Raw genomic sequence first — 13,036 nt, 5'->3', positions numbered from 1 at the left:
GGCAGAGTCATTTTGGCTCATTGATATGACATTGAGATTAAAGTTTTTAGGTATTTAACCTAGTAATAACCATTTTTAGTGCGCTGGAGCCGTGTTTAAACAGCTCAAATGTCTGTTTAAAAAGCGCTAAGTTGGCGTTTTGTCAGGAATTAACTGTAAAACTGTCACATTAGCGTCATTAACTTTTTTTAGTTTGCTCACCAAACCAAGGACAACCGGAGCAAATCAATGAAACAATTTAAGTTAAATGCTGTTGTGGCGGCATTAGCACTGAGCCAATTTAGTATTATCGTGAATGCACAAGAACAAACACCACCAAGAGAACCTGAAGTAAAGGTTTCTGAAGAACTTGTGGTCTATGGTGAGATTGGTTATCGCAACCGCTCGCAAGAACTAGCGCCAACGCTTGAATATTCACAAGAATACTTTCAACGTTTTGAACCACTCACCGCCGGTGATGCACTAAAGCGTGTTCCTAGTGTTACTTTTTTATCTGACGTACTTGAATCAGACGGCGCTCGTATGCGCGGCTTAAGCCCTGCTTACACAAAAGTACTTATTAATGGCGAAGAAGTTCCGGGTGCCGGTGCTGACCGTTCATTTTTTGTGGACCGTATCCCAGCAGAATTAATTGAGCGTGTAGAAATTATTCGTTCATCTAGTGCCAACCGCTCTGCCGATGCCATAGCAGGCACACTTAATATTGTACTTCGCGATGGCTACAGCTTAGACGGTGGTTATATTCGCGCTGGTGGCTTACGTTACGATGACGGCGAACTAAAAGAAAGCTTTGCGGGCGTTTACGGTACTGAATTTGCAGGTGGCCGTTTACTCGTAGGTGCCAATTTACAAGGTCGTTATAACCCAAAACAAAAATCAAGCAGACGTTATGGCGATAGCCCTGAAAATAACCCTAATTACGCTACAGACGATTTTGATAACCGTGAAGATCAATCTGATATCCGTGATGGCGATGACACCTCTTTAAATGCCAGCTTTGAAAAGGTGTTTGATAACGGTGGCAAGTTTGATATTAGCGCCATGTGGGTTGATACCGACCGTACCGAAGATGAGCGCTCTTTTGAATACGACGACGCATCTGCAACCTCAGGCTCTGTCGTTGAGGGTGGTAATTTAATCTCAGATAACGCAAACGTTTCGTTTATTGATCAAACCAACTACAACATTAATTCTGGCTATGAATTACCACTACTGGGCGGTACCAGCAAATTTAAGTTAGGTTATGCCAGCTTTGAAGAATCAGTGTATGAGCAAGAGGTTGAACTTGATACGTCAGAGCTCCCAATGGTGTTTGAAGAAGCTGAAGAAACCGTTGATATTGATGATAAAGAGTGGTCATTACAATGGCAGCACAGCTTACTGGTAGGTGACTCGAAAGAAGTTCAGTTTGGTGCTTTTGTGCAAGGTAAAGAGCGCGATACCGCCATTTTTGTCGCTGAAGATGAGCTGGAAAAAGACTTTACCAATTGGGATCAATTCTCTCAGAATCCACTGACTCTTGCCGGTTTTAATAACGAATTTGAACCAGTAGACGGCGGGGTTAATAAACTTGAAGAAGACCGTTTTGATTTATTTGCGCTAATCAAACACGAAGCGGATGTGTTCTCGTGGGAGATGGGTGTGCGCTGGGAGTCAACTGACTCAAGCATTACCGATACAAATGAAGGCGTTACTGCCGAAAACGATTATGACTTTTTCTTACCGTCGGCTCACTTTCGTTACAGCGTCAGTGATAACGGACGAGTCAGCGCCTCTGTTGCTCGCAGCTTACGTCGCCCTGACTTTGACTACATGACACCCGCCCTACTTGAAGAAGAGCTCGCTGATAATGACTTTTTAGGCAACCCAAGCCTTAAACCAGAATCATCTTGGGGTATCGATTTAGGTTACGAATACCGTTTAGGTAAAAGTGGCGTTGTCGGTGTAAACGTATTTTACCGTGACGTTAGCGACCTTATTGAAATTGCCAGTACAGGTGTTGAAGGCTCAGAAGGCGAAGGCACATTTGTACTGCAACCACAAAATACTGGTGATGGCACAGTACAAGGTGTTGAATTTGATTTATCAACCCCACTGAGCGCCTTAAACATGCCTAACACAGGTATCTTCTTAAATTACTCTTGGCTCGACAGTGAAGTTGAAGACAGTTTTGGTAAGCGCAAATTTAATGACCAATCGGATTATGTTTATAACGTTGGCTTTATCCAAGATTTACCAACACTACGCGCATCATTTGGGGCAACGTATCGTAACCAAGGTGATGCATACGGACGCTTCGTGGGTGAAGAAGTGACAACCTCTTACGGTGCTGATTTAGAGCTTTTCGTTGAAAAGCGCTGGGATGACATCACTCTACGCCTTGTCGGTTCAAACTTACTGGATGCCAGCAAAGACGAAGTTTTCAATAAGTTTGACTCGCTTGATGATCAAAACAATCGCGCCTTTGATGAGTACGAGCTTGAATCGGAAGAAGCAGGCCCTGTGATTCAAGTAATGCTGCGTTACGCATTCTAATCACACGTATTGTCATTTTAAGCACGTAATGGCAAACCATCGCGTGCTTTTTTGGAGTTAAAACATGTTTAAATTGTCTTTCATAATGGCCGCGATACTGTGCTCATCAGCGCTTAGTGCAGACGAGCCTGTTGTTTATAAAGATGCGCTATACCAACAACAAAAAATAGCTAAGTTAACTACGTTGCCTAATAGCCTTAACTTTATGGTTATTGGTGATTGGGGACACAACGGCCACTTTTACCAAAAAGAAGTCGCTCATCAGCTAGAAATTGCTATGTATCAAACCGATGCCGATTTTATTGTCTCGACTGGCGATAACTTTTACCCAAATGGCGTGGCAAGTGTGAACGATCCTCTTTGGCAATCAGCCTTTGAGAACATATACCATGGCCCGCACACATTTGAAGATTGGTATGTTGTTTTAGGTAATCACGATTACTTGGGTAATGCCCAAGCACAAATTGACTACACCGAAAAAAGTCAACGTTGGCAGTTACCTGCAAGGTACTACAGTAAAACATTTTCGCTTGAAAACAACGAGCAAGTGTTAATGGTGTTTTTAGATACCAACCCAATTCAGCCTGAATATAAAGACCGTGATAAATACCGTTCAACCCAAGGACAAGACTATAAAACCCAACTTACTTGGCTTGAAACCCAACTTGCTGGCAGTAACGCAAAATGGAAAATTGTGGTAGGCCATCACCCGCTTTATTCAAGTGGTAAACGCTTTGGCCGCAACCAAGGGCTTCGCGACATTTTAGAACCTATTTTGGAGCGTCATAACGTGCACGCTTATATCGCAGGGCACGAGCACGACTTGCAATACAACCAACCAAAAAATAGCAAGGTGGCTCACTTTGTCTCTGGTGGTGGCAGCGAAGCGCGGTTTGTAAAACAACGTGAATTTACCCGCTACGCAGAAGCAACACCTGGTTTTTTAAGTATCTCTATCAATGGCGAAACTCTCAGTGTAAGCGCGATTAATCACCTTGGTGAAGTACGTTTTAACACTGAAAAGCACATAGATAAGTAAAGGATAAAATAATGAACTTTAAACTAAATACAATTTCAGCGGTACTATCAAGTGCTGTGCTTGTAACTGCGCTTAGCGGTTGTACAAGTAATGACGATAACCAAAACACGACAGAAATAGCAAAGCTGGCTGTTGAGGCTAAGTTATTTGGCCCACAACAAAACATGCAAGGCTCACAAGCAGCAGCGCTAGGTAATAATCAATGGCTAATGGCGAGCGAAAGCCAGGGCTTATTACTTACCGATAACGAGAAAAGCAGTGTGTTGTTAGCCGGTAACTTTGAGTCAATTTCACTAAAGCAATTATCAGCGCAGCAGTTTTTACTCGCCAGCCTTGATAAAAGCCAAGACAACGTAGCCATTTTTAAGCTTACAAAAAATGGCCAAACTTGGCAGCTAAATGAACTCACTCGTATTAGTCCGCCTCAAGCTCAACCTGATGCTGTGTGTTTATTTAAAAACAGCAATACCGAGACTGTATCAGCGTTTGTGCCAGATGTTCGCGGCTTGATCAGCGAAACGGTTATATATGATTTAGCCACTAACCAAGCTAAAAATATCGCAGTACGTGAATTCTCTGCGGTCACTGAGGCTTCAGGCTGTGCTGTTAATGATGACACAAAAACCCTGTATGTGGGTGAGGCAGAGCTCGGAGTGTGGGCCATTAATGCTGATGCAGAATCAGATGCCAATAAGCAGCCTGTGGCTTTAGTACAGCCATACGGCGAATTAAACAGTGAGATTGGTGCCCTATCAGTATCACAAGATGGTACTTTATGGCTGAGTGCCACTGATGGTAATGTGGTTTATGCTTACCAAGCTCAAACAGACACGCTTAGCCAATGGTCACTGGCAGGTGAGCACACTATTGAGTCTGTTGCAGCGAGCTTTATCAATGACAGTCAAGCCCAGCTGGTATTAATTGATGATGAAACAGGCGCTTACATTCAAGCAAACGTTAACTACGCAGCGCAAACTTCTGTCTCAAATAGCAAAGTTGCTATGACTCATCTCCATGCCAGCGCACAAACCACACCGGTTGCAGCGTTTGGTGATGCAGCAGATGACCCAGCAATTTGGATAAATGAGCAAGATGCTAAAAACAGCTTAATTTTAGGCACAGATAAACGCCGCGGCTTGATGGTTTATAACCTTGCTGGCAACAAAGTACAGTCGCTCAATATAGGGCGTTTAAATAATGTTGATGTGCGCCAACATCAAGGTATAAACAACGAAACCCATACGTGGATCACTGCCAGCAACCGTACGCTTAACAGTATTAGCGTATTTACTGTTGATGGAGAAAACAAAGTAAACCATGTAACAGAAATAGCCACTAACCTACCTGAGATTTACGGTATGTGTATGTATTCGTCTGATTCTGGCCATTACGTGTTTGTTAATGATAAATCAGGTTTATTCCAGCAGTATAAACTCACTGGTGATCAAGATAACCTAAGCGGTGAACTGGTTAGAGAGTTTACCCTACCAAGCCAACCTGAAGGCTGTAGTGCTGATGATAAACTAGGCCAATTATTTGCAGGTGAAGAAGATGCAGGTATTTGGTATATCGGTGCAGAGCCTACCGCTGGTAACAAAGCAGTAAAGCTACAAAGTGTTAATGAGCAACTGGTGGCAGATGTAGAAGGTATGGAAATTTATCATGCTAATGATGGGCGCTATTTAGTAGTCTCAAGCCAAGGCGATAATAGCTATGTGCTTTACAACATATCAGATGACACACAGCCTAATCTAAGCTTTGCAGGTAAATTTAATGTAATTGCTAACCTAGATAAAGGCATTGATGGCGTAGGTGAAACGGACGGCTTAACCGTTACAGCAAAAGCTTTACCAGGTTACCCTGAGGGCATGCTTATAGTGCAAGACGGCTACAACCGCATGCCATTACAACCACAAAACTTTAAAGTTATTGACTGGCGCGAAGTGAAAAAAGCAATTAAATAATAGCTAACTCTAAATATACTGATACACACTAAAGTTTTAGTGTGTATCACGTTTAAGCCTTACTAAAATTTAACTAAAGATAATTTTTTATAAATGTATACTACACTTTATATCTATAAATTAATTGAGGTTATTATGCGGCTACCCTACTTCGTATCTTTATTTATCAGCATTGTATTTTGTACCAGCTCGCTTGCTAGTGCCGAAGAGCCACCAGAACTTCCGCCATTAAACCCCAAATATGAAGCAGAGCATGCCATGGTATTGGTTAATAAAGGTTCAAGTGTATACGCCATTAACATTCCAAGCTTTGAGCTTCCCTTTGATATGCATGTTATGTACAAGGTAGATGTATCTGATATTCCATTTTTAGATTTAGTACGTGATGCTGAGTTAGTTACCGTAAAATCAAAGCCGTTTAATATTCAACGCTTAATGCGAGGCGAAGAAGTCGCAATTACCGCAGATGTGTATCTTGGAGATTATAGACAAGGAGGTAGCTTAGTTTACAGTGATAAATTAATAGAGCTTAGCGAGCAGTTATTTACTCGTGAGCTAACTGATTTAAGTCCAGCCTCGAAATGGCAACAGTACGACATGGTTACGCTAAAAAATAACGAGCGCATTTACATTCACCAAATAACTCAGCCACCAAGCTATCATCATATTATGTTTGTTGATTTAAGTGGTGCCTGTTTACAAAAGTTTCGCACCTCAACTGAAGTGCCCTCTGCTGGTGAGCTCAATTATAAGTTTATAAATTGTGGCACATTGAAACCGATGTTTTATGATGCTGAAAGCTTAAGCAAATAAGCTTTATTTGAAAACGTGTTCAGCAATCAATTCAAGTCCAGCTTGCATCGCCAAAGTTGATTGCCCAGCAAATCCTAAACGTACATAACTGTGTTGCTTAGGTATTAAGCTACGTTCTGAGTCTTTAAAGTAAAATTCAGGCTCAACCTGTACATACACGCCTTTACTTTGCAGTACTTGCTTTAATTGGTCCACCGGTTTATTTAAATTAACCCACATCGCCATGCCACCGTCGGGTTTTATATATTCAATTGGATAGCCTGATAATTGCAGCTGCGTTAGATAATCACCCATCGCTTCATAGCGCTGCTTATAGAGCTTTGTCATACGCTTTAAATGGCGTTCAAAACCACCTTCTTTCATCCAGTGTGCGACAGCTAATTGCATAACCACATCATTTTTATGGTTCGTTAGCTGCTTCCATGCGGTTAATTGTGCGATTACCCCAGGCGCTGCACAGATATAGCCAATCCTTGCTGCTGAAAACATAATTTTTGAAAACGTTGATAGATATATCACAATGCCTGCGGGGTCATCGGCAGCCATGGGTTGCAAAGGCTGGCAACGGTAGTGAAATTCATGGTCGTAGTCATCTTCAATAATCATCACATTATGGGCATAACACAGCTGATAAATTTGTAAGCGCCGGGTGGGTGATAAGGTCACCGTCGTTGGGTATTGATGCAGTGGCGTTAAATACAGAAGTTTAATGGGATAGCGTTCAAGCTGAGTTTTAAAATCATCAACACACAACCCTTCATCATCTTGTTTTATATCTATAAGCTGCGCGCGACATGCTGCAAATGCTTTACGAGCAGGCGGGTAACCTAAGGTTTCGGTTGCAACATAATCGCCTTTATTAATAAAGGCTTTTGATACTAAAAAAAGCGCTTCTTGAGAGCCATTACACATAAGAATGTCGGCTGTTTTTAGGTTTCGTGCTTTGTGTAAATAATGACTAATTTGCAATTTTAAATTAGGCTCCCCAGCCACATTGCCATAGTGAAATTGGCTGGTATCTAAATGATTAAACACATGACTTACAGAGCGTTTAAATTCTTTATAGGGAAAGCGTGTTAAATCGGGTAAGCCTCCAGCAAAGTTATAAGCATAGTGATTTAAGTCCATTGTAGGTTCTGACACCGTAAGCGTGGTAGCAAATCGATACGGCTTAGGAGCCAATGCTTGAGACTGGGCAGTGTTTATACTGTTTTGAATAGGCAATGTATTGGTAACGCTGTAGCCTGATCGTTCATAGGATTCCAACCATCCTTCTGCGACAAGAAGTTGTAGGGCATTCATTATTGTATGACGGTTTAATCCGTACGCTTGTGCCATATCGCGTGCAGAGCTGAGTTTGCTGCCAGCGAGAATGTCCCCTTTTATAATCGACTCCCTAAGTGCATCTGCTATTTGCAGGTATTTAGCTTTACTCTGGCTAGTGAGCTTTATATTAAGTGGCTGCATAAACACCTTCCAAACTGGTATAGGTAAAAATTAAATTTTGGTTGTTTTTAACAAACCAATAAAGCGTACATTTGTTATGAATAAATAGCAAAATATGGGGCTTATAATGTTCACAACGCAAATTCATCAAACCAACAAGGTTGCCTTAGAGCCACTTAAACTCAAACATCTCGAGGGTCTATATCAAGCAGGTAAACACCCACAAGTTTGGCAGTGGGTATTAAGTAATTACACACAAACCCAAGTTAAGTTGGAGCAATGGTTTACACATAGCGCGCAGTTTAATCAAAACGAGCAAGTGGTTTTTGCCATTATTGATAAACATTCACAGCAAGTTGTTGGCACAACCCGTTTATTTAGGTTAGACAGTAACAACTTAAGCGCTGAAATTGGCCATACTTTTATTAGCTTCACTGCACAGCGAACATACGTAAATACGCATGCAAAATATTTACTTCTGAGATATGCATTTAATCAACTTAATTTAGTACGGATTAGTTTTAATACCCATGAGCACAATCAACAATCACGCAATGCCATTGCCCGTTTAGGCGCTAAGTATGAAGGAATAGCCCAAAAAGACCGACGTCTAGAAGATGGTTCATATCGCAACACCGCAAAATTCAGCATTATTGACGAGCAATGGCCAGCTATAAAGTTACGACTTGAGGAGCTATTATAATGTACCCACCCGAGCACTTTATGCAAAAAAATACCGAGCAATTGCATGCGCTTATTAATAATTTTCCATTAGCAACAATTTTTATGCCCTGCTCAAATAGTCAATTAAATAACATTTGTCATGTACCTATGTTATTCAACTCTTTAGAAAATATGTTTATTGCACATGTAGCAAAGCATAATCCACTATCAAAGCTTGATAATAAACAGGTGAATTTACTCTTTAATAGTGACAATTGCTATTTATCACCCTCCTATGCGGATAATCAAACATTGCCTAGCTGGCTTTACGCATCGGTGTTAGTGACTGCAAAAGTACATATTATTAAAGATGAGCTAAAAAAAGATCTCGTAATGCGAACCCTTACTAGTCATTTTGAGAAAACATTTGAGCCTGAGTGGAAAATTGATGAAGTGCCTGAGCAGCATCGCAATACAATGTATCAACACCTGAGTTTTATAGAGCTTACGCCAACTCACTGGCAAGGTAACTTCAAACTCAGTCAAAATAAATCAGCCGCTATAAGAAATAAAATAAAACAAAGTCTGGTAGATGCCAATAAGCACTCAATAGCGGCCTTATTTTAGGAATGAAAAAAGGCTCCTCGCAATGCTCAGAGCCTTTGGTTAACTTTGGGAATTAACTCGGTTCATTGATCGTTTTAGATCAGTTTAGCGCCACTAACTGTGGCGCAATTGTTTGATAGTCTACCGCCATGGCAATACTCAAAGCGGTAATATTAATAATTGAAAACGCAAACACTTGGCGTGCCCAACGGGTGGTGTCTATGTTGTAGCGATACCCTCTAAGTGCCATAAGTAACCACCAAAAACTGGTGATACAGGCAACGGCCATAAAGGCAGCACCGGTATAACCACTAATTGGCAATAGCATCACCACTAAAGCATATACGGCAATATAAAGCACAATATGGCGCTTAGCTTTATTAACACCTTGTGCCACGGGCAATACTGGAATATTAGCGGCTTGGTAATCTTTAAAGCGAAAAATAGCAATTGCATATGAGTGCGGCATTTGCCACAAACTAAACATCACCAGCAGTATTAATGCGCCCATATCGAACACACCCGTAACGGCGCAATAGCCAACAACAGGTGGAACTGCGCCCGACAGACTACCAATAAAGGTACCGTAAACAGAGTTGCGTTTCATGTAGAGGCTGTAAACCCCTACATAGATGACATAGCCAAAGACGGCAAAAAATACCGCCGCTTGAGTGGTAAAGGCAATTAATAAGCCAAAGCCAATTAGCCCTAATAACACGCCATGGCTTAAAGCGGCTTTTGCAGACATTTCGCCCGTTACAGTCACACGTGAGCGAGTACGCGCCATGGCAACATCAATGTCTCTATCAATAACATTGTTTATGGCACATCCCGATGCAACAACAAGCGATAAACCAACCAAGGTAACCAACATTAACCATGGGTCTATATCACCGCGGGCGGCGAGTAAAAAACCACCGGCAACGCTGATCAAATTCCCCATAATAATACCTGGCTTAGTAACAGCTAAATAACGACGAAACATCTGAAACCTCTAATACATCATCATTGCGTTTGATTCATAAATGATCCAAACAGACAGTCCAACCACCATGACGATGATCAACGCGCTAAACAAGAAGGTAAAGGTATTTGCTTTACCTTCATCAGTGGTGAAATTAAGGTGTAAAAAGTATTTTAAATGCACCCAAATTTGCACGATTGCTAAAGTAACGATACTCCAGAGTGTGGTGACCTTTGAAAAGTCGCCCTCCATCACCATCCAAAATGGAATGGCCGTTAAAATCACAGATAAGACAAAGCCAATCAGGTATGTTTTAACACTACCATGTGACTGATCATGATGTTGGCTTTGCATTTGCTCTAAAGCATGTGTTTCGCTATGGCTCATTACATTGCCCCCATTAAATAAACAACGGTAAATACACAAATCCACACAATATCTAAAAAGTGCCAAAATAAGCTTAAGCAACTTAAGCGCGTGACGGTTTGTTTACCTAAACCGCGCTTAATCACCTCAATCATCATTATGCTCATCCAGATAAGGCCTGCAGTTACATGTAAACCATGCAAGCCCACTAATGAGAAAAACGATGTTAAAAAAGCACTTTGCTGTGGGCCATTGCCATGAACAATTAAATGATGAAACTCATAAATTTCCATACCAATAAACACCGCGCCTAAACAAAAAGTGACCGCGAGCCAACCAAGCGTCAGCGCCTTTTTTTGCCCTTGAGCGGCAATCATGGCAAAACCAAAAGTAATACTACTTATAAGTAGCGCCGCAGTTTCAACGGCAACAAAATCAAGCTCAAAAATATCTTTGCCCGATACACCGCCTGCGGTGTTCATATAAAGCACTGCGTAGGTTGCAAAAAATGAGGCAAATAAAAGGCAATCGGTCATTAAATAAAGCCAAAAGCCAAAGATTGTATCGCCTGAGGTATCGTGATGTTCATGCGTATGACTTACGCTATGAGGCTCTAAATTTACATGGCCTTGAGTTGCAGATAACGTACTCATGCGCTTACCTCCTTCGTGTTACTGGCAATATGCGCGCCTTCAATTTGTAATATTTCATCGTTTTGCACGTAGTAATCTACATCACTGGTGTAAGCACGGTTAATAAACAGCGCAATCGCGCCAATAAAACCAAGCCCTGCTAGCCACCAAATATGCCAGATCATGGCAAAACAAAACGCCGTTAAACTCGCAGCAATAAACACACCCGATGCGGTATTTTTTGGTATATGAATTGGGCTATAGCTAGATTTACCTTGATAAGCTAGGCCTTTTTCTTTCATGTCAGTCCATGTATCAATATCATCAACATGCGGGATTTCAGCAAAGTTATAGTACTGCGGTGGTGATGACGTTGACCATTCAAGGGTGTGACCGTTCCAAGGATCGCCAGTGGTATCATCAAGCGCTTCGCGGTTTTTAAAGCTCACATATAGCTGAATAACTTGGCAAATAATACCGAACATAATAATCACGGCACCCACCGCAGCAATATAAAGCCAGATATTCCAATCAGGATTATTAGAGTGGTTTAAGCGACGCGTCATGCCTAAAAAGCCGAGTACGTACAATGGCATAAAGGCTACGAAGAAACCGATTAACCAACACCAAAATGACGCTTTACCCCAACGCTCATCAAGCTTAAAGCCCATTGCTTTTGGAAACCAAAAAACAAACCCGGCTAAGTAGCCAAATACTGCGCCACCAATGATGGTGTTATGGAAATGAGCGATTAAAAATAAGCTGTTATGCAATACATAATCGGCACCAGGGATTGCCAGTAATACTCCCGTCATACCACCAATACTAAAGGTAACCATAAAACCAAGCGTCCACAGTACGGGAACAGTAATGCGCAAACGGCCACGGTAAATAGTAAACAACCAACTAAATAACTTAACCCCAGTAGGCACAGCTATGACCATGGTCATCACCCCAAAGAAAGCATTTACATTAGCGCTTGAGCCCATAGTAAAGAAGTGATGTAACCATACAATAAAACCAAGAATAGAAATGGCACCGCTGGCATATACCATCGATTTATAACCAAATAAACGTTTACCAGTGAAGGTCGACACTATTTCAGAGAAGATACCAAAAGCTGGTAATACTAAAATGTATACCTCTGGGTGACCCCATGCCCAAAACAGGTTGATATACATCATGGCGTTACCGCCGGCTTCATTAGTGAAGAAGTGGAAATCTAAATAACGGTCTAGCGTTAGCATGGCCAGCACTGCGGTTAAAATTGGAAATGATGCTGCAATTAAGATATTTGCCCATGTACATGCCCATGTGAAAATTGGCATTTTCATCAGTGTCATACCAGGGGCACGCATTTTAAATACTGTCACTAGGAAGTTAACAGCGGTTAATAGCGTACCGAGCCCCGATATTTGCAAGGCCCAAATATAATAATCGACCCCCACCCCAGGGCTAAAGGTCAACTCCGACAACGGTGGGTAAGCAACCCAGCCTGTTTTAGCAAACTCACCAAATATAAGTGATAAATTTATTAAAATGGCGCCACTGGCAGTAAACCAAAAACTTAAATTATTTAAAAATGGAAAAGCCACATCGCGAGCACCAATTTGCAGTGGTACAACAATATTCATTAAACCAATCATAAATGGCATCGCCATAAATATGATCATAATAACGCCATGAGCGGTGAATATTTGGTCGTAATGTTCTGGTGGCAGATAACCTGGCGCGCCACTGGTAGCAAGCGCTAACTGCGCACGCATCATAATAGCATCAGAAAAACCACGAAACAGCATTATTAGCGCTAATAGAATGTACATAACGCCTAAGCGTTTATGATCAACCGAGGTGATCCAGTCGCGCCAAAGCACACCCCATTTTTTATATTTTGTTATTAATCCAGCTATAATAAGCCCGACTATAGCAATCACCGCCATGGTCACCATGATAATAGGTTCATGAAACGGAATTGCATCTATAGATAATTTACCTAAAAACGACATGA

11 protein-coding genes are annotated in these 13,036 nt (G+C 41.5%); 6 read left to right on the top strand and 5 right to left on the bottom strand.

The window, feature by feature from the left end:
* Positions 1-228: 228 nt before the first annotated feature.
* The 4 genes from FLM47_RS04310 to FLM47_RS04295 all read left to right on the top strand — a co-directional run bounded on the left by FLM47_RS04310 (position 229) and on the right by FLM47_RS04295 (position 6,351).
* Positions 229-2,535: a TonB-dependent siderophore receptor gene (locus FLM47_RS04310; protein WP_178955375.1), complete on the top strand. Its 2,307-nt coding sequence runs from the start codon at positions 229-231 to the stop codon at positions 2,533-2,535.
* A gap of 64 nt (positions 2,536-2,599) precedes the next feature.
* Positions 2,600-3,574, top strand: a complete 975-nt coding sequence (locus FLM47_RS04305; RefSeq protein WP_178955373.1) for a metallophosphoesterase — start codon at positions 2,600-2,602, stop codon at positions 3,572-3,574.
* 11 nt (positions 3,575-3,585) lie between these two features.
* Positions 3,586-5,538, top strand: coding sequence for a phytase (locus tag FLM47_RS04300; protein ID WP_178955371.1), 1,953 nt, complete (start codon positions 3,586-3,588; stop codon positions 5,536-5,538).
* 135 nt (positions 5,539-5,673) lie between these two features.
* Complete coding sequence (locus FLM47_RS04295; RefSeq protein WP_041709101.1) at positions 5,674-6,351, top strand: hypothetical protein; 678 nt, start codon at positions 5,674-5,676, stop codon at positions 6,349-6,351.
* 3 nt (positions 6,352-6,354) lie between these two features.
* On the opposite strand, the gene FLM47_RS04290 is transcribed toward FLM47_RS04295, so the two are convergent.
* A complete protein-coding gene (locus tag FLM47_RS04290; protein ID WP_178955369.1) occupies positions 6,355-7,818 on the bottom strand; it encodes a PLP-dependent aminotransferase family protein in 1,464 nt (487 codons plus the stop codon).
* Positions 7,819-7,924: 106 nt separating this feature from the next.
* Here FLM47_RS04290 and FLM47_RS04285 point away from each other — a divergent pair, with 106 nt between their 5' ends.
* Complete coding sequence (locus FLM47_RS04285; protein ID WP_010391105.1) at positions 7,925-8,500, top strand: GNAT family N-acetyltransferase; 576 nt, start codon at positions 7,925-7,927, stop codon at positions 8,498-8,500.
* The gene (locus FLM47_RS04280) at positions 8,500-9,087 is read left to right on the top strand and encodes an FMN-binding negative transcriptional regulator (protein WP_178955367.1); all 588 of its coding nucleotides are present in this window, start codon (positions 8,500-8,502) and stop codon (positions 9,085-9,087) included. Before FLM47_RS04285 ends, FLM47_RS04280 begins: the two co-directional genes overlap by 1 nt.
* A 79-nt stretch (positions 9,088-9,166) precedes the next feature.
* Here the strand turns inward: FLM47_RS04280 and cyoE are convergent, their stop codons facing one another.
* The 4 genes from cyoE to cyoB are packed head-to-tail and all read right to left on the bottom strand — an operon-like array spanning position 9,167 to position 13,034.
* The gene (gene cyoE / locus FLM47_RS04275; protein ID WP_178955365.1) at positions 9,167-10,051 is read right to left on the bottom strand and encodes a heme o synthase; all 885 of its coding nucleotides are present in this window, start codon (positions 10,049-10,051) and stop codon (positions 9,167-9,169) included.
* Positions 10,052-10,060: 9 nt separating this feature from the next.
* Complete coding sequence (gene cyoD, locus FLM47_RS04270) at positions 10,061-10,417, bottom strand: cytochrome o ubiquinol oxidase subunit IV (protein WP_008111918.1); 357 nt, start codon at positions 10,415-10,417, stop codon at positions 10,061-10,063.
* Complete coding sequence (gene cyoC, locus FLM47_RS04265) at positions 10,417-11,049, bottom strand: cytochrome o ubiquinol oxidase subunit III (protein WP_008111916.1); 633 nt, start codon at positions 11,047-11,049, stop codon at positions 10,417-10,419. Before cyoC ends, cyoD begins: the two co-directional genes overlap by 1 nt.
* Positions 11,046-13,034: a cytochrome o ubiquinol oxidase subunit I gene (gene cyoB, locus FLM47_RS04260; RefSeq protein ID WP_178955363.1), complete on the bottom strand. Its 1,989-nt coding sequence runs from the start codon at positions 13,032-13,034 to the stop codon at positions 11,046-11,048. The genes cyoC and cyoB overlap by 4 nt, the downstream gene beginning before the upstream one ends.
* Positions 13,035-13,036 lie beyond the last annotated feature (2 nt).

It is taken from the genome of Pseudoalteromonas sp. Scap06, assembly GCF_013394165.1.
GTDB lineage: Bacteria > Pseudomonadota > Gammaproteobacteria > Enterobacterales > Alteromonadaceae > Pseudoalteromonas.
Note: the sequence above shows the minus strand (reverse complement) of the source record. Positions and strands in the feature narration are given on the sequence as shown.